Below are 17,901 nucleotides of genomic sequence, written 5' to 3' on the forward strand. Positions count from 1 at the left end.
CGCGCTTTTGCTTTTGTTGACAAAACAGGTTAGGCCATGAAAATAGTATTGCAAACGTTTTCATAAATCTTGCCGGAGGAGGGGGGATTATGGCGCCAAAACAAAAGGGTAACGTGGATATCATCGCGGTGGCAAAGGCGGCCAAAGTGTCGCCTTCGACAGTGTCGCGCACCTTCAACCACCCTGATCTGGTCAGCCCCGCGACTCGCAAGAAGATCACCCGCGCGGTGCAGAAACTGGGCTATGTCCGCAACCGCGCGGCGCAGATGATGCATGGCAAACGCTCGGGCACCATCGGGCTGGTGGTGCCGACCATCAACCACGCGATTTTCGCCGAGGTGATCCAGGCGTTCTCGGATGCCATTGACCGGGCCGGCTTTACCCTGCTGCTGGCTTCGCATGGCTATGATCTGGACCGGGAATACGCGATGGTGCGCAAGCTGATGGAGCACCGGGTCGACGGGGTGGCGCTGATCGGGCTGGAGCATTCCGACGCCACCGCCCGGCTGATCGCACAGCAGGAAACCCCGGCTATGGCGATCTGGAACTACGCGGAGGATGCGGAGCTGCCCTGCGTTGGCGCCGACAACCGGCAGGCGGGCCGAATGGCGGCAGAGCATCTGCTAGGGCTGGGCCACCGCGACATTGGTCTGATCTTTCCCGACACCCGCGGTAATGACCGGGCCCGGCACCGGCTGACGGCGGCAATGGAAGTGCTTGAAACCCATGGTATTTCCGTGCCCGGCGAGCGGAAATCCGAGGCCCCCTACAGTGTTTCCCAGGCCAAGCAGGCGGCCTTGGAGCTGCTATCCGGCCCGTCGCGCCCTACAGCCTTGCTCTGCGGCAATGACGTGATCGCCCAGGGCGCGCTCTACGGGGCGCAGAAATGCGGGCTGCGGGTGCCGGATGAACTGTCCATCATGGGGATCGGCGACTTCAAAGGCTCGGCGGACATCGAGCCGGGCCTCACCACGGTGCGGATCCCAGCGGAAACCATCGGCACACTCGCAGGCGAACGCTTCACCAGCTATATCACCTCAGAGGCGCCGGAGGCGTTCAAACTGTGCTGTGAGCTGGAGCCAATTATGCGCGGCACCACCGGACGGATTTGAGGAGGGCAGGGGCATGAAATTCGGCTTTATCGGTACCGGTGTGATCACCGAAGCCATCGTAACAGGCCTATTGAAACAGGAAGATGCTGCGCATGAGTTCCTGCTGTCCGAGCGCAGCCGCGCGGTCTCTGCCCGGCTGGCGGCGGCCTCAGTTCAGGTGCAAGTGTCAGCGGACAATCAGGAGATTGCGGATCAGGCGGACATTCTGTTCCTCGCGGTGCTGCCGCAAGTGGCAGAGGAGGTGCTGCGGCCGTTGACCTTCCGCCCGGGTCAGAAGGTGGTCAGCCTGATTGCAACCGTCACTCATGAGCGTTTGCGCGAGTGGATCGGTGCGGAGGTGGAGCTCACCCGCGCCATACCGCTGCCCGCAGTGGCTGAGCGGCGCGGGGTGACGGTGCTGTACCCGCGGGACCGGGTGCTATCCGGATTGTTTGCCGGGCTAGGAACGGCTGTCACGGCAAAGACAGTTGAGGAATTTGACGCCTATGCCGCAGCCAGCGCCCTGATGGGTGCCTATTTCGGCGTGCTGGAAACCGCGGCGGGCTGGCTGGCGGCGCAAGGCTGCTCCGAAGAGGGCGCACAGGCCTATTTGACGGGTGTCTTTAGCGGGCTGGCAAAGCGGGCTGAGGCAGATACCGGCAGCAGTTTCAGCGCCCTGCGTGAAGGGCACTCAACCCCGGGCGGGCTGAACGAACAGCTGTTCCGGGTTTTCGACAGCGCAGGTGGCAGCAGAGCTTTGACGGACGGGCTGGACAGTATTGCGGCCCGGTTGCGGGCAGCCAAGAACTAAACTGCTGTACCTCAGGCCGGCAGGTCCGTGGACAGATCGCAGGACCGGATAAAGGCGCAGCATTCCTCTGTCAGCGCCGCAAAGCGGCTGCGTTCGCGCTGGTACAGATACACCTCGCGCTTGTCCGGCAGGTCGGCGATGGGGCGGAAGGCGGTGGTTTCCGGCATGAAACGGGCCACGGTCTGCGGCAGCACCGTCACCCATTTGCCGGTCCGCACCATAGTGATCAGCGAGTGGGTGTTGTGGATCGTCACATCGGCTGAGCCGCTGGCCGCGACAAAACGTTCGTTCCGGATCAGATCGCACAGCGCATTGCGGACGAAAGACGCACCAGTGATATCGGCAATCACCGGCGGGTGCTCCTGCAGCACCAGCGGGTGGTCAGTGGAGCAGACCAGCCCGAACCGGTCCTCGAACAGCGGCACCGCCTTGACGCCGTTCACCGGGTGATAGCCCGAGGCGATGCCGATATCCGCCTTGCCCTCGGCCAGCGCGTCCAGCACCTGCTGGGTGTCGGTATCGCGCAGCTCGACCTTCAGGCCCGGGTAGCGTTCCGTCATGTGCTCCAGCACCGATGGAAACACCAGCGCTGCGACCGACGGCACCGAGACGATGCGGATCAGGCCGTGGATCGCCTCCGCTGCCATTTCGATGCTCTGCACGGTCTGATCGAACTGGCGCACCTGTTTCTGCGCCAGTTCAAAGACTTGCTCCCCCAGCGGCGACAGCTGGTTCTTGCGTTCGCCCTCGAACAGCTTCTTGCCCAGATGGTCCTCCATCTGTTTCAGTGTCATCGAGACAGCAGACTGGGTGCGCCCCAGCCTGTTGGCCGCCTCGGAGAGGTTGCCGGTCTGCGCCACGGTGCAAAAGGCGCGCAGCATTTCGATCTTCAGGGCCATGACTTCAGAAATATTGAAATTGCGTTCAGTTTATTGAGTTTGACTGATGCGGGGGCGGAAGTCCATCCTGCTGCAAACCTGAATTTCAGCATCTGGGGCCCGTACCGTGACCAAACTGAACCTGATTGCCGGCGAATGGCTGGCTGGCGAAAGCGAAATCGAAAACCGCAACCCGTCGGATCTGAGCGACCTGGTCGGCATGTTTGCCCAGGCCCGCGCCGATCAGCTGGAAACGACCCTGGATCAGGCTCAAGTCGCGCAGCGCGAATGGGCGGCTTACGGTCTGGAGCGCAAACAGGCGGTCCTGATGAACATCGGCAACGAGCTGATGGCGCGCGCCGAGGAACTGGGCACGCTGCTGTCGCGCGAAGAAGGCAAGCCGCTGGCTGAGGGAAAGGGCGAAGTCTACCGTGCCGGCCAGTTCTTTACCTATTACGCCGCCGAGTGCCTGCGCCAGATCGGTGAAAACGCCGACTCCGTGCGGCCCGATATCGAGGTAGACGTGCGCCGCGAGGCGGTGGGTGTGGTGGCGATCATCAGCCCCTGGAACTTCCCGACCGCCACCGCCTCCTGGAAAATCGCGCCCGCACTTTGCTATGGCAACGCCGTGGTCTGGAAACCGGCCAACATCACCCCGGCTTCTGCCGTCGCCCTGACCGAGATCATCGAGCGCCAGGACATCCCCAAAGGGTTGTTCTCGCTGGTGATGGGGTCCGGTCGTTCTATCGGCCAGCGCCTGGTCGAAAGCCCCAAGGTGAACGCGATCTCCTTCACTGGCTCGGTGCCGGTGGGCAAGGGCATTGCGGCTGCCGCTATCCAGAACCTCACCAAGGTGCAGATGGAGATGGGCTCCAAGAACGCGCTGGCCGTGATGGATGACGCCGACCTGGATCTGGCCGTCACCCTGGCGCTGGGCGGCGCCTTTGGCGGCACCGGCCAGAAATGCACCGCCTCCTCCCGGCTCGTGGTCCACGCAGCCGTGCACGACGCTTTTGTTGAGAAACTGGTGGCGGGCGCACAGGCGATGAAAGTGGGCCACGCGCTGGAAGAGGGCGTGCAGATGGGGCCGGTGGTCAGTGAGCAGCAGCTGAACGAAAACCTGGCCTATGTCGATCTGGGTACCTCCGAAGGCGCGGAACTGGCCTGCGGCGGCCAGCGCCTGGAGATGCCGCATGAGGGCTTCTACATGTCCCCGGGCGTGTTCCTGAACACCACCAACGACATGCGCATCAACCGCGAGGAAATGTTTGCGCCGCTGACTTCTGTGATCAAGGTCGGCAGCTATGACGAAGCGCTGTCTGTGGTGAATGACACCAACTTCGGCCTGACCTCCGGCATCGTGACCCAGTCGCTGGCCCGCGCCACCCATTTCCGCCGCAATGCGCGCACCGGTGTTGTGACCGTCAACCTGCCGACCGCAGGCACCGACTACCACGTGCCCTTCGGCGGCCGCGGCGACAGTTCCTATGGGCCCCGTGAGCAGGGCAAGGCGGCGGCGGAATTCTATACCACCGTCAAGACCGCCTACATCAGCGCCGGCAAGCCGGTCTGATCAAGGAACCCTGGCAGCGCCGTGCAGCCGGCCTGCCAGTTTACCGAAGCGCCCGTCCTGCCTCTCCCCCGGGGCGGGCGCCACTTGCCCCTTGCCTGAAAGAGGCCGGGCGCTGGATTTGAAAACCGAGGTGCATGAATGACCGGATACCGTATCGACTGCCTGCAATATGCCAACTGGTCGGAAAAGATCTTCCGCCAGCTGCGTGAGGGCAACGTGGACGCGATCCATGTCACCATCGCCTATCACGAAAACTTCCGCGAGACGGTTCTGAACTTCGAGAAGTGGAACCGCTGGTTCGAGCAGTACCCGGACCTGATCATGAAGGGGCAGTGGGCCTCTGACATCGACAAGGCCCGCGAAACGGGGCGCACCGCGGTGTTCTTCGGTTTCCAGAACCCCTCGCCGATGGAGGATGACATCGGCCTGGTCGAGATCCTGCACAGCCTGGGTGCGCGTTTCATGCAGCTCACCTACAACAACCAGTCGCTGCTGGCCACGGGGTGTTACGAGGCCGAGGACCCCGGCATCACCCGCATGGGGCGCCAGGTGATCAAGGAAATGAACCGGGTGGGCTTGGTGGTGGACATGAGCCACTCCGCCGACCGCTCCACCATCGAGGCGGCGGAGATTTCCACCCGCCCCATCGCCATCACCCATGCCAACCCGCATGAATGGTCGCCCGCGCTGCGCAACAAGAAGGACGATGTGATCCGCGCGGTGACCGGCCATGGCGGCATGCTGGGCTTCTCGGTCTATCCGCACCACCTCAAGGACAAGGGCGCCTGCACCCTGCAAAGCTTCTGCGAGATGATTGCCCGCACTGCCGACAAATACGGCGTGCAGCACCTCGGCATCGGCACCGACCTCTGCCAGGACCAGCCCGACAGCGTCGTGGAATGGATGCGCGTCGGCCGCTGGAGCAAGGAAATCGATTACGGCGAAGGATCGGCCGCCGCTCCGGGTTTCCCGGAAATGCCAAGCTGGTTCAAGGACAACCGCGACTTTGGAAACATCGAAGAGGGCCTTCGCGCGACGGGCATGAACGATGACGAGGTCAGCGGCATCATGGGCAGGAACTGGTACCGGTTCTTTGCCGAAAACTTTGGCCCAAAGGGATAGGTCATGGAAACATCCGCGCAGACAACAATATCACGACGGGATCCGGCGCAGGTGATGCGCCTCAGCCGGCTCGGTTCCTTGCATCAGTGCCGCCTCAGCTTCATGCGGGTGCTGACACGGCGCATGGCCCGGGAAAACTGGAGCTTTGCGCGGCCCAAGTTCGATATTGATGCCAAGGGCGTCGGCGTGGCAGTCTATACCGCCACCGGCCCTGCGCGGACCTATTCCCTGATTGCCTTCGCCCACGACCTGCCGCCGGAAATGCGCTCGGACCGGGTGATTGCCACGGCTTGGGATGCGACCTTTACCCTGTTTGACGGGGTGCCCACGGATGCGGATATTGAGCGGCTCTCGCAAAATGTGCCGTACCAGGAGGCAGGCCGGGTCAACGAGAAATCCCTGTCCGTCTCCCGCGCCAACCGTTCTGTGCGTCTCTGGGCGCATTTTGTCGACGCGCTGTCGCAGGGCCGGCAGCCGGACCCGGAACAAGTGGAGGCTGTCGGCTATCTGATGCGCACCACCGCCGTCTATGGCTCAGGCAAGCTGGGCGCCGCAGACCGCGAGGTGATTGCCGGCCGCGAAGAGCTGAACGCGCCGTTCCAGGCCGAAATGCTCTCTGTCTTCCTGACCCGCGCCTTTGTCCGCGATTTGGTCGAGTACATGGCCCGTGCCAAGGGCGGCGATAATGCCGTGCCGCTGGCGCCGGAAACCGCGCGGCGGCTGGGCATCGGCAATTCCACCGGCCTTGGCATGGCGCCTTACATCGTCAACCACCCGGTGCTGTTCAACAACTGGATCATGGCCCGCGAAGAAGCGATTGCCCGGGTGCGTTCGGTCGAAACCGCATCGGCTGACGAAGCAGCCTGCTTCCGCCGGATGCTGCGGCGGAGTGAATTGTCGGCTGCGCGCTGGCGTTCCGAACATCCGGTGCAGATCGAGAAGCTGGCAAGCCTGCACAAGGACCTTGAGGCGCTGGCGGCCTGGGTCGCCACAGATGATCTGCTGAACGATCACCCCTGGGACCGGCTGATCCGCTGGAGCGAGGCCGAGCTGAGCCTGGAGGGCCAGGAACTGGCGGCCTCGCTGATCCTGGAACCTTATGCGGGGCTGGTCGACGATCTCGCTGACTGCATGGCCGATGCCAACAAAGATGCCTTCATCATCGACGGCGCAATGCCTGTTGCACAGGTGCGGCAACTGATCGAGGGCAGCTTTGCCTGGGCGCTGGATCTGGACTGGGCGGAGCGCGAAAACTGTGCCCGCGCCTGGTATGTCTCCGAAGAGAAGCTGGAACCCCGCATGGGCGAACGCTTTGAAGAGCCCATCTCAGAATATGAGCAGCCGCTGGCCCCGGCCCGCGATGCTGCCTTGGCGCACGCGGCGCTGGCGGACTGGGACGGGGATGAACCCGTTGCAGCCTTCCTGCTGCGCCACCCGGAACACCGCCACACCGTGCGCCGGGCGCAGATGAGCCAAGTGGCGCCTTACGGCGAAATCCGCAGCAACACCATCAGCGACCGGGTGCTGCCGATCGACATGCTGCGGGCGAAACTCTCGTTCTTCGGCGCCACCCATTTCGACCCGCGCTCGGACCGCTGGGTGCGGATCTGCATGTATGCGGGCGCGCCTTACCCCGACGATCTGACCACCGCCAATGCGGACCTGTGGGTGTACCCGGAGGCAGACCAATGAGCTATGCGCTGAACGAAGTGGAAGCCACCGCCAAACGCGCCGCGCGCGGGGCCGGATACGATTGGGGCCTGGCTGAGGAAGCCGCCAAGGCCACCCGCTGGCTCTGCGCGCAGGGGCTGGACGGTGCTGCGGTGCTGGCCGGGCTGCTGGACGCGGGCTTTGCCGCTGAGCTGACGGCCCACGCGCCGCACAGCCTGCAAGGCGGTTGGACGGCTGACGCGCCGCTCTGCCCGCTGGCCACCGGCGCTGCGCTGTCGGATTGTGCCGGGCGCCTGCAAGAGGCACCGCAATCCATGGGGCCGGTTGCACAGCCTGCAATGATCCTGCCCTTTGCGGCCCTGGCTGCACGCCGGCTTGGCACCTGCGTCGCGGTAGAGGGCGAGGGGTTCCAGGCGGTGACCGATGGCAGCGCGCTGCAGATCGAAGGCACCCTTGCGGAGGCCGCTGCCAGCCTGACCGTCCGTGCAGCAGGCAGCGTGACCGCCGCCCGCCCGCTCCACACCCGCGCGGAACCGGATGAGGCGGCCTGGGCCGTGCTCAACCGTTTTGCCCATAAAACCTACGCTCCGGCGACCGAGGAGTCGCGCCGTCTCGGCGCGGGTGCCGGTCTGTCCGACAACGACTGAAGAGGCCCCGATATGACCGAAACCAAAACCCTGTCCCTCGCCGAGATCGAGGATATCGCCTTCCGCGCCCTGGTCGCTGCCGGCACCTCCGAGGCCAACGCCCGGCCGCTGGCGGTTGCCACTGCGGCGACCGAGGCGGATGGCGTCGCCAGCCACGGCCTGGCCTATATCCCGATCTATGCCGAGCATGTGCAATGCGGCAAGGTGGACGGGCAGGCGGTTCCGGCACTGGCACGCCCGCGTCCCGGCGTGGTGGCGGTGGATGCTGCCACCGGCTTTGCCCATTCCGCCATCGACCAGGGCTTTGAGGCGCTGATCCCCGCCGCCCGCGAGCAGGGCATCGCGGTTCTGGCCATCCGCAACAGCTATAACTGCGGTGTTCTGGGCTATCACACCGCCCGCCTGGCGCGTGCCGGGCTGGTCGGCCTGGGCTTCACCAACGCACCGGCCTCGATCGCGCCCTCGGGCGGCAAGAAACCGGTGGTTGGCACCAATCCGTTCTCGATCGCAGTGCCCGGCGAAGACGGCGAGCCGGAACTGCTGATCGACCAGAGCGCCAGCACCATCGCCAAAAGCGAAGTGATGAAACACGCCCGCGAGGGCAAGGAAATCCCGCTGGGCTGGGCGCTGGATGCCGACGGCAACCCGACCACCGACCCGGATGCGGGCCTCAAGGGCTCGATGGCGCCTTCGGGCGGCTACAAGGGTGTGGGCGTTGCGCTGCTGACCGAAGTCCTGGCCGCCGCGCTGACCGGCGCAACCCTCGGCATCAACGCCTCGCCCTTCTCGGGCACGGCAGGCGGCCCGCCGAAAACCGGCCAAATGTTCATCGCAATCGACCCGTCAGCGACATCAAATGACGCTTTTGGTGCCGGATTGGCCGGGATCGTGGAAGCGGTGCGCGGCCAGGCCGGCGCACATCTGCCCGGAGACGGGCGGCGGGCAAAGCGCTTGCTGGCCCGTGAAGAGGGCGTCGCGGTCAACGCGGCAACGCTGCAAAAGATCAAGGCCCTGCTGGGCTGACGCCAACCCCGGCGGTTCCGCAAGACCGCCGGAAATCCCGCACCCCGGTGCGGCACGTGCGAATGGGAGGAAACGCATGTCAGTAAAACAACCGTTTACCGACTTGGAGATCAAGACGTCTCCAAGCGGGTTTTATCAAGGGCACAGCCTGGAGATTGCCTTGCTCAGCAAGGGGATCATGGTTGCGCTGGTTCTCTGGGCGCTGGTCTGGCCGGCAAACGCCACCGGCGTGCTGGGCAGCCTGAACTGGCGGATCCTGGAGGATTTCAACGCCTTCTACATCATCATCGTCGGCTTCTTCGCCTTTTTCCTGTTTGTGGTCGCAGCCTTGCCGCAAACCGGTAAGCGGATCATGGGTGGCCCGGGCCAGGGCAAGGAGTTCTCGGATTTCTCCTGGTTCTCGATGATGTTCGGCGCCGGCCTGGGCGTTGGCCTGATGGTCTTTGCAACCGCTGAACCGCTGGGCCTCTGGGGCTCCAACCCGGTGGTGCTGGCGCAGGATGTTGCGCCCAACACCGAAGAAGCCGTGCAGTCGGGCTTCCGCTACACGTTCCTGCACTACGGCTTTCACGCCTGGGCGATCTACGTGGTGACCGGCCTGTCGCTGGCCTACTACGCCTATACCCGCGACATGCCGCTGACCATCCGCACCGCGCTGACGCCGCTGTTCGGCAAGCTGATGAACGGCTTCCTGGGCCACGTCGTTGACGTGCTGGGTGTTGTTGCCACCATCCTGGGCGTCTCCGTGACCATCGGCTTTGGGGTTTCCCAGTTCGTTGACGGCGTCTATGCCATCACCGGCATGGAATGGATGATGGACATGAGCGGCGACGCGCCTGCACCGGGCACCGTTGGCCTGCTGGCCGGCCTGTTTGCGATCATGGGCCTGTCGATCATCTCGGCTGTCTCCGGCGTGGGCCGCGGCGTGAAGTATCTGTCGAACCTGAACCTGGTTCTGTCGATCATCCTGCTGCTGACCTTCGTGGTGTTCGGTTCCTTTGCGTTCGCCATGAGCTCCTACGCTTCGGCACTCGTGGACTACATCCTGCACTTCACCTCGCTGAGCTTCGGCGCCTACGGCCCGCAATCGGCGGCTGACTTCGCAGCAGCGCTTCCGGCGGAAGCAGCACCTTATGCCGACGCCCTGCGCGGCGGTGCAACCAACGCCTGGGGTTCCTTCGACGGCTTCAAGTCCGGCCTCGAAGGCGAAGCGGCTGCCCTGTCCGACGACGTTCTGGCAGCATCCTACGCAGCCGGTGAAGCACAGCGCCAGTTCGGCTGGCAGGCAGGCTGGACCACCTTCTACTGGGCCTGGTGGATCGCGTTCTCGCCCTTCGTGGGTCTGTTCCTGGCGCGCATCTCGCGCGGCCGCTCGGTGCGTGAGTTCATCATCGGCTGTGTGTTCGCACCGGCGCTGGTCTGCTTTGCTTGGATGACCATCCTGGGCGGCACCGCCATCGACCTGGAACTGAACGGCGCGGCCGAGGGTGCCATCATCGGCGCCTCCAACACCGCCAAGCTGTTCGTGACCCTGCAAAGCATGATCGACGGCGGCCTGCTGTCCGGCATCACCATCATGTGCGTGGTGCTGATCATGACCTTCCTGGTCACCTCGGCGGACTCCGGCATCCTGGTGATGAACACCATCATGTCCGGCGGCGACCAGAACATCGGCAACAAGCACAAGATCGTTTGGGGCCTGATCCTGACCGCGGTGATCGGCACCCTGCTGTTCGCAGGCAAGCAGAACGGCGGCGCCGATCCGATGGAAGCGCTGAAAAGCGCGATGATCATCGGCGCGCTGCCCTTCACCATGGTCATGGGCCTGATGTGCGTGTCGCTGGCCAAGGCGCTGTTCCGCGACGGTCAGCGTGAGAAGGCCGCAGAAGGCGCACCTGCCGAATAAAGCCAGCTTGGCAGCAAAAGCACAAAAAGGGCCGGAGGAGACATCCTCCGGCCCTCTTCCGTTCCGCCTAGCCGACCTGGGCCTCCAGCTTGAACCATTTCAGCATCCGCTCCAGCGCGCTGCCGCTGCTGCCCGGCATCCGGTGCTGCAGGAAATAGCTGTGGGCGCGGTCCGACACCGTCGGCCCCAGCCGCACGATCTCGCCGCAGGCCAGCGCATTGTCGACAATGCCGGTCCATCCCAGGCCGATGCCTTCGCCGCGGCGCACCGATTGCAGCAGGAACGGGTAGGCGTCAAATTCGGCTGCCGTGCCGAATTGCGGCGGCGCAAGGCCCGCCTGTTCAAACCAGCTTTGCCAGGTCAGGAAGCCCGGGTCGAAATGCAAAAACAGCTCCGGCGGCAATTGCGAGATATCTGTGGCTGCTTCGGGATGCGCCTCAAGGAAGCCGGGGCTGCAGATGGGGAACGCTTCAGCCGGGATCAGCGGAAAATAGGGGCGGTCGGGCATCCGGGACGGATCCCAGACCACCGCAGCGTCCAGCTGGGAGAGGTCGATATCGCCCAGCTGGTCGGTGGTCACCACCCGCACCCTGTTGCCATCCAGGTAAGCGCGCAGGTCCGAGTACCGCGGCATCAGCCATTGGTCGGCAAAGCCAAAGGTGCAGGCCAGCGTGACTTCGCCGGTGTCCGGAGCCGCGAGAATTTCGGTCCATGTCTGATCCACATGGCCCAGCCCCAGCGCAATGGCATCGGCCAGCCGGGCGGCATTGGCGGTGGGGGTGATCCGGTTGTTGTTGCGCTCAAACAGCGGCTGGCGCAGCCGGTCTTCCAGCGCCTTGATATGGCGCGAGACCGCAGGCTGGCTAAGCCCCAGCTCCGCCGCGGCACGCGACAGGCTGGCATGGCGCACCGCCACCTCCAGCACCAAAAGGGCATTCAGCGATCCGGCAGTGGGGCGTATCGAGCGTTCCATCAGGAAATGTTAGGGAGGCCATGCGGTTTTGACCAGTGGATATTGGCGGGTGCAAAGATAATCTGGGCCGGACTTACCCTTTCAACGGACAACAGGCGAGACCACCCCATGCCGCAGCGCCCTCTCTCCCACATTCGCGTTCTTGACTTCGGCCATTACCTGGCCGGCCCCCTGACGGGCATGATGCTGGCCGACATGGGCGCCGAGGTGATCCGCATCACCCCGCCCGGCGGCACCGGCTTTGACGGCCCGGCCTTCGACATGCTGTCGCGGGGCAAGCAGACGCTGGAACTGGACCTGAAATCGGACGAGGGCCGCGCCACCGCCATCGCGCTTGCCAAACGTGCCGACGTGGTGATCGAGAACTTCCGCCCCGGCGTGATGGACCGCCTCGGCCTCGGACCGCAGGTGCTGCGCGCTGCCAATGATCAGCTGGTGTACCTGTCGCTGCCGGGCTTTGCCTCCACCGATGCGGAACTCGCGGACCTGCCCGCGTGGGAGGCGGTGATTGCCGCGTACACCGGCCAGTTCACCGACATGGGGCTGAACCGTCGCCTCATGGGCATCAACCCCTCGTTCTCGCCGCTGACCCTGGCCTCGGCCTATGGCGCCAGCTTTGGTGCAATGTCGGTGCTGTTCGCGCTGAACGCCCGGGAACAGAACGGCGGCGACCATATCGAGGTGCCGCTGGCGGCCGCGCTGCTAGAGGGGCTGGTCTATAATTGCGAGCAGATCGAGCACTATCCCGAGCGTTACAAATCCCCCCGCGAGGTGGAGCTGGACCGCCGCGCAGCCGAAGGCTTGCCGATGAACCTGGCGTTTGAGGAATTGTCGGAGTTCCTCGACCCGTTCTACCGAACCTATACCTGTGCCGACGGACGCGGTTTCTATGTGGTGAGCGGCTCGGTCGCCACCCACCCGCGCCGGGTGCTGGAGACCCTGGGGCTGAAAGCGCTGGCCGATGAACTGCCGGATTTCTCCGCCTATCTCGACACCAAGGACTGGCCCGCCGAGTGGTCGATGCGCAACTACCCGGTGGGGCCGTCCGACCGCGAACGTGTCTCCACGGCGATGAAACAGGCCTTTCTGACCAAACCCTCGCATGAGTGGGAGGCGCTGTTCGGCACCGCCAAAGCCCCCGCCACGGCGCAGCGTTTCACCAAAGAATGGCTGCATGACCCGCACGCCCTGGCCTCTGGCCTGATCCTGCAGGTGGAGGACGCCAGACACGGGCCCATGCGGCAGATGGGCAATGTGGCCTGGCTGTCCGGCGACGAGGGTGCGGCGCAGAAGTCCAGCGCTGTGGAGGCCGATCTGGCGGCACTCCTGGCGGAGCCTGAACGCGGCGGTTCCGGCGGCTGGGAGGGCAGGGGCTGGCTCGACGGGCTCAAGGTCGTCGACCTCACCAATGTGATCGCCGGTCCGACCATCGGCTCGACCCTGGCGCGCTACGGCGCCGAGGTGACGCTGGTGCAGGCGGTGGAGCCGTCGGTGGACCCCTGGAACACCGTCGTCTTCGGCATCCACGCGCAGCGCGGCAAGGAGAGCATCCTGCTGAACCTGCGCAGCGAGGAAGGCCAGGAGGCGCTGGCACGGCTGATCTCTGACGCCGATGTGATCACCATGAACGGCACCGATGAGCAGCGCGACAAGCTGGGCCTGTCACCGGACCGGCTGGCCGAAATCAATCCCCGCCTGATCCTGGTGCAGCTCGATGCCTTCGGCGGCCCCATGCGGGGCCCGAAATCGGATCACCTCGGCTATGACGACCTGGCGCAGGCGGCAACCGGCGTGATGGTGCGCTTTGGCGGCGGCATGGAGACGCCCGAGGAGCATGCCCATTTCGGCACCATCGACGTGCTGACCGGCTTCTGCGCCTGTGTCGCCCTGGGCGGCGCGCTGCTGCGGCTCAGGGAAACCGGCAAAGGCGGCGTGGCGCGCGCCTCGCTGGCAGGCGCCGGCAACCTGATCCAGGCGCAATTCATGTATGACCACGAGGACCGGGTGCCCTTTGACGAACCCTCGGGCCGCGAGGCGCTGGGCTGGGGACCGTTCTACCACTGCTATCAGGCTGCGGATGCCTGGTTCTTCTTCGCCGCCCCAACCGAGCGCGGCGCGGCACTGGCGCGGGTGCCGGAGCTGGCGGACCTGGCCGCGCTGCCGGAAGGGCAATTGCACGACGCGCTGTATGAACGTTTTGCCACCCAGCCGCTGACCCATTGGCGCGCCGCCTTTGCCGGCAGTTCTGCCACCGCGGTGCCGCTGTCCTCGCTGCATGAAACCCGCGACGCGGCGCTGCAATTGGAAAGCGAAGGGGGGATCGACCTGTCCGAGGCCACCTTCCGGGTGATCCGCCACGACCGGCACCCGATGGGCCGCTGGTGCGATCTGGTGGCGCCCAATGCGGTGCGCCCGCAGGCAGGCCGCATCACCATTCCCGGCCCGGCGCCGAAATACGGCGAGAGCACGCGGGCGATCCTGGCGCGGTTGGGCTATTCCGCAGTTCAGGCCGACGCGATGATCGCCAGCGGCGCCGCGGGCCTCAGCTGGTCGGAGAAATACATGCCCGAATAAGCCGGGACCTCTGGCTGCAAGAAAGCAGGGGCGCTTTGGCCGGGCGCCCCTTTGTCCTGGCCGGAAATGCGGGAAATTGGCAATTTGCCGCCGCAAAAGGCGTACAACTTCCGGTTTCTGGATTGAAATGTGAAACCGTAATATACTGCCCTCTCATGCCGAATGAACCTGCAGCCTGGGCGTGGGAGTGCCCGGGCGGTGGGGAAAGGGGGCGGGATGCTGATTGCGGTCGTGCTTGTGCTGATCGTGGCGGGATCTGTCGCGTTCCATCTGCTGAGCCCATGGTGGTGGACGCCGATCGCGTCGAATTGGGACTATATCGACAACACGCTGGTCATAACCTTCTGGATCACCGGCGCCGTATTTGCGGCGGTCGTCCTGTTCATGGCCTATTGCGTGCTGAAATACCGGCACCGGCCCGGGCACCGGGCGGAATTCGATCCGGAAAACAAACGGCTGGAGTGGTGGCTGACCGGCGTAACTGCCCTGGGCGTGGCGGCGATGCTGGTGCCCGGGCTGTTTGTCTGGCACCAGTTCGTCACCGTGCCGGAGGAGGCTACAGAACTCGAAGTCTTCGGCCAGCAGTGGAGCTGGGCCTACCGTCTGCCCGGCGAAGACGGGGTTCTGGGCACCGCGGATGCAGAATGGGTGGATGGCGAAAACCCATTGGGCGTCAACCCGCATGACCGTTTCGGCAAGGACGACCTCATCATCGAAGGAGGCGAGGTCTATCTGCCGGTGGACCAGCCGGTAAAGCTGCTGCTGCGCTCGATCGATGTGCTGCACAATTTCTACGTGCCCGAGTTCCGCGCCAAGATGGACATGGTGCCGGGCATGGTCACCTACATCTGGTTCACCCCGACCCGCACCGGCGCGTTCGAAGTGCTGTGTGCGGAATACTGCGGCACCGCCCATCCCTTCATGCGCGGCTATGTGACCGTGGTCGAGGCAGAGGAATACCAGGAGTGGCTGCAGGAGCAGCTGACGTTTGAGGAATACGCCAAAGCGAGTTCTGAAACCGGGGCCGAAACCAGGCTCGCGAGACGCTGAGGGCAGTGCCCGAGCCTGGGTGGGCGTGAAGCGCCCTCCCATGGGGAGGGCCGGGCGCTGCCCGGCCTATCGGCCGGGCGATACATCGGAGTTGGATGGAGTCCTGTAATGACCGACACCCTGCCTGACCACGACAGCAATCTGCCGCCGCGCGAGGTGGCAGATGTGATGCCGCCGCACGCGCACAGCTGGATCGGCAAATATGTCTTCTCGCAGGACGCCAAATACATCGCCATCCAGTATTCCGGCACCGCCGTGGCCATCGGCCTGGTGGCCCTGGTGATGTCCTGGCTGATGCGGCTGCAGCTGGGCTTTCCCGGCACTTTCGACTTCATCACGCCAGAGGCCTATTACCAGTTTGTCACCATGCATGGGATGATCATGGTGATCTATCTCTTGACCGCGATCTTCCTGGGCGGCTTCGGCAACTACCTGATCCCGCTGATGGTCGGCGCCCGCGACATGGTGTTCCCCTTCGTTAATATGCTCAGCTACTGGGTCTACCTGCTGGCTGTCCTCGTGCTGGTTGCCAGCTTTTTTGTTCCCGGCGGCCCCACTGGTGCCGGCTGGACGCTGTACCCGCCGCAAGCCGTCCTTTCCGGCACGCCCGGAGGTGCGCAAAGCGGCATCATCCTGATGCTGGTCTCGCTCATCCTGTTCATCATCGGCTTCACCATGGGCGGGCTGAACTATGCCGTCACCGTGCTGCAGGCCCGGACCCGCGGCATGACGATGATGCGGCTGCCGCTGACGGTCTGGGGCATCTTCACCGCAACCGTCATGGCGCTCTTGGCCTTCCCGGCGCTGTTCGTGGCTTGCGTAATGATGCTGTTTGACCGGCTTCTGGGCACCTCGTTTTTTATGCCAACCCTGGTCGAGCTGGGCGAAAAGCTCAGCTACGGCGGCGGCAGTCCAATTGCTTTCCAGCATCTGTTCTGGTTCTTCGGCCACCCCGAGGTCTATATCGTGGCGCTGCCTGCCTTTGGCATCGTCTCGGACCTGATTGCGGTGCATGCGCGCAAGAACGTCTTCGGCTACCGGATGATGGTCTGGGCCATCGTCATCATCGGTGCCCTCAGCTTCATCGTCTGGGCGCACCATATGTATGTCTCGGGCATGCATCCCTGGTTCGGCTTCTTCTTTGCCACCACCACGCTGATCATCGCCATCCCGACCGCGATCAAAGTCTATAATTGGGTGCTGACCTTATGGAAGGGCGACATCCATCTGACAATCCCGATGCTGTTTGCGCTGGGGTTCATCGTGACCTTTGTGAACGGCGGGCTGACGGGGCTGTTCCTGGGCAATGTGGTGGTCGATGTGCCGCTCAGCGATACTATGTTCGTGGTTGCCCATTTCCACATGGTCATGGGCGTCGCACCGATCATGGTGATCTTTGGCGCGATCTATCACTGGTACCCCAAGATGACCGGCCGGATGCTGAACGAGGCGATGGGCCAGATCCATTTCTGGGTCACCTTCATCGGCGCCTATGCGGTGTTCTTCCCGATGCACTACGTCGGCCTGGTCGGCGTGCCGCGCCGCTACTTCGAGATTGGCGAGCCCGATTTCCTCACCGCCCCGGTGGACGGCCTCAACGCCTTCATCTCCTCCGCGGCGCTGATTGTCGGCGCGGTGCAGGTGCTGTTCCTGTTCAACATCTTCTGGAGCCTGCGCCACGGGCGCGCGTCCGGCGGCAACCCCTGGCGCGCAACATCGCTGGAGTGGCAGACGCCGGAAACCCCGCCAAGGCACGGCAATTGGGAGGAGCTGCCCAATGTCTACCGCTGGGCCTATGACTACAGCGTGCCCGGCGCACCCGAAGATTACATTGCCCAGAACGACCCCTGGGTCTCAAACAGCGAGGACACACGGCTGTGACGGTCATCCTCGCCTTCCTGGCGCTGGTCGCCCTGGCCGCGGGCCTGTGGCTGTCGCAGCAGCACCTGGCCTCCAAGCCCTGGCTGGAAACCGGCATTGCGCCGCTGGCAGGCCACGGCCCGGGCAAGGCGCCGGGGATCATCTTTGTCGCGGTGTTCCTGGCGGTGGTCGGCGGGCTGTTCGCGATGCTGGGCAGCGCCTTTGTCATGCAGATCGAGGAAACACCGTGGGAGCTGGTGCCGCTGCCCGGCCGGGTCTGGCTGAACACGGCGCTGTTGCTGCTGGCGAGTGTTTTCCTGCAATTCGTGGTGACCTCTGCCCGTGCCGGGACCGCGCGCTGGCTGAAGGCCAGCCTGATCGCCGCCAGCATCGCCACACTGGCCTTTCTGGCCGGGCAGGCGCAGGTGTGGATTGAACTGACTGCGGGCGGCTACCGGCTGAGCGGCACCCCGGCGGCGAGCTTTTTCTATCTGATCACCGGCCTGCACGGTCTGCACATGCTGGGCGGCATCGTCGCGCTGGCATGGGTGGCGCTGCGCCACGCCGGGGCAGGGGACGTCAAGGCGCTGCTGCCGGGCGTGCGGCTCTGCGCGCTCTACTGGCACGGGCTCTTGGCCTTTTGGCTGATGCTGTTTGCGCTGCTGCAGGGCTGGGGCAACGCCTTTCTGGCGCTGTGCCGCGCCGCCGTGGGATAAGGGAGG

General features: G+C 64.5%; 14 protein-coding genes. 12 read left to right on the top strand and 2 right to left on the bottom strand.

The features are described 5' to 3' along the window. Positions 1 to 89: 89 nt before the first annotated feature. Together ACXAEH_RS00450 and ACXAEH_RS00455 are read left to right on the top strand one after the other, a co-directional pair. On the top strand, positions 90 to 1,112 hold the full coding sequence (locus tag ACXAEH_RS00450; RefSeq protein WP_475030533.1) for a LacI family DNA-binding transcriptional regulator: 1,023 nt from the start codon (positions 90 to 92) through the stop codon (positions 1,110 to 1,112). A 13-nt stretch (positions 1,113 to 1,125) separates the two neighbouring features. Further along, a complete protein-coding gene (locus ACXAEH_RS00455; protein ID WP_475030534.1) occupies positions 1,126 to 1,902 on the top strand; it encodes a pyrroline-5-carboxylate reductase in 777 nt (258 codons plus the stop codon). Between the two features lie 11 nt (positions 1,903 to 1,913). On the opposite strand, the gene ACXAEH_RS00460 is transcribed toward ACXAEH_RS00455, so the two are convergent. Further along, positions 1,914 to 2,801 (bottom strand): LysR family transcriptional regulator, encoded by an 888-nt coding sequence (locus ACXAEH_RS00460; RefSeq protein WP_475030535.1) that lies wholly within the window; start codon positions 2,799 to 2,801, stop codon positions 1,914 to 1,916. A 106-nt stretch (positions 2,802 to 2,907) separates the two neighbouring features. Here ACXAEH_RS00460 and ACXAEH_RS00465 point away from each other — a divergent pair, with 106 nt between their 5' ends. The 6 genes from ACXAEH_RS00465 to ACXAEH_RS00490 all read left to right on the top strand — a co-directional run bounded on the left by ACXAEH_RS00465 (position 2,908) and on the right by ACXAEH_RS00490 (position 10,722). Beyond that, positions 2,908 to 4,353 carry an aldehyde dehydrogenase family protein gene (locus ACXAEH_RS00465; protein WP_475030536.1) on the top strand — a complete coding sequence of 482 codons (1,446 nt, stop codon included), beginning with the start codon at positions 2,908 to 2,910 and terminating at the stop codon, positions 4,351 to 4,353. 138 nt (positions 4,354 to 4,491) lie between these two features. Further along, positions 4,492 to 5,475 (top strand): membrane dipeptidase, encoded by a 984-nt coding sequence (locus ACXAEH_RS00470; RefSeq protein ID WP_475030537.1) that lies wholly within the window; start codon positions 4,492 to 4,494, stop codon positions 5,473 to 5,475. 3 nt (positions 5,476 to 5,478) lie between these two features. Further along, complete coding sequence (locus ACXAEH_RS00475) at positions 5,479 to 7,167, top strand: hypothetical protein (RefSeq protein ID WP_475030538.1); 1,689 nt, start codon at positions 5,479 to 5,481, stop codon at positions 7,165 to 7,167. Then, a complete protein-coding gene (locus ACXAEH_RS00480; protein WP_475030539.1) occupies positions 7,164 to 7,793 on the top strand; it encodes a DUF3726 domain-containing protein in 630 nt (209 codons plus the stop codon). Before ACXAEH_RS00475 ends, ACXAEH_RS00480 begins: the two co-directional genes overlap by 4 nt. A gap of 12 nt (positions 7,794 to 7,805) precedes the next feature. Continuing rightward, positions 7,806 to 8,816 carry an Ldh family oxidoreductase gene (locus tag ACXAEH_RS00485; protein WP_475030540.1) on the top strand — a complete coding sequence of 337 codons (1,011 nt, stop codon included), beginning with the start codon at positions 7,806 to 7,808 and terminating at the stop codon, positions 8,814 to 8,816. Between the two features lie 76 nt (positions 8,817 to 8,892). Next, positions 8,893 to 10,722 (top strand): BCCT family transporter, encoded by a 1,830-nt coding sequence (locus ACXAEH_RS00490; protein WP_475030541.1) that lies wholly within the window; start codon positions 8,893 to 8,895, stop codon positions 10,720 to 10,722. A gap of 67 nt (positions 10,723 to 10,789) precedes the next feature. Here ACXAEH_RS00490 and ACXAEH_RS00495 read toward each other — a convergent pair whose 3' ends face one another. Further along, on the bottom strand, positions 10,790 to 11,695 hold the full coding sequence (locus tag ACXAEH_RS00495) for a LysR family transcriptional regulator (RefSeq protein ID WP_475030542.1): 906 nt from the start codon (positions 11,693 to 11,695) through the stop codon (positions 10,790 to 10,792). 108 nt (positions 11,696 to 11,803) lie between these two features. On the opposite strand from ACXAEH_RS00495, the gene ACXAEH_RS00500 reads away from it, so the two are divergent. The 4 genes from ACXAEH_RS00500 (at position 11,804) to ACXAEH_RS00515 (ending at position 17,895) form a co-directional block, all read left to right on the top strand. After that, positions 11,804 to 14,269 (top strand): CoA transferase, encoded by a 2,466-nt coding sequence (locus ACXAEH_RS00500; RefSeq protein WP_475030543.1) that lies wholly within the window; start codon positions 11,804 to 11,806, stop codon positions 14,267 to 14,269. 216 nt (positions 14,270 to 14,485) lie between these two features. After that, positions 14,486 to 15,319 (top strand): cytochrome c oxidase subunit II, encoded by an 834-nt coding sequence (locus ACXAEH_RS00505; RefSeq protein WP_475030544.1) that lies wholly within the window; start codon positions 14,486 to 14,488, stop codon positions 15,317 to 15,319. 108 nt (positions 15,320 to 15,427) lie between these two features. Then, positions 15,428 to 17,200 carry a cytochrome c oxidase subunit I gene (locus ACXAEH_RS00510; RefSeq protein ID WP_475030545.1) on the top strand — a complete coding sequence of 591 codons (1,773 nt, stop codon included), beginning with the start codon at positions 15,428 to 15,430 and terminating at the stop codon, positions 17,198 to 17,200. Beyond that, positions 17,197 to 17,895: a cytochrome c oxidase subunit 3 gene (locus tag ACXAEH_RS00515; protein ID WP_475030546.1), complete on the top strand. Its 699-nt coding sequence runs from the start codon at positions 17,197 to 17,199 to the stop codon at positions 17,893 to 17,895. Before ACXAEH_RS00510 ends, ACXAEH_RS00515 begins: the two co-directional genes overlap by 4 nt. The last annotated feature ends 6 nt before the right edge of the window (positions 17,896 to 17,901 follow it).

The sequence above is a fragment of the Leisingera sp. ABM4_060 genome (assembly GCF_056158765.1).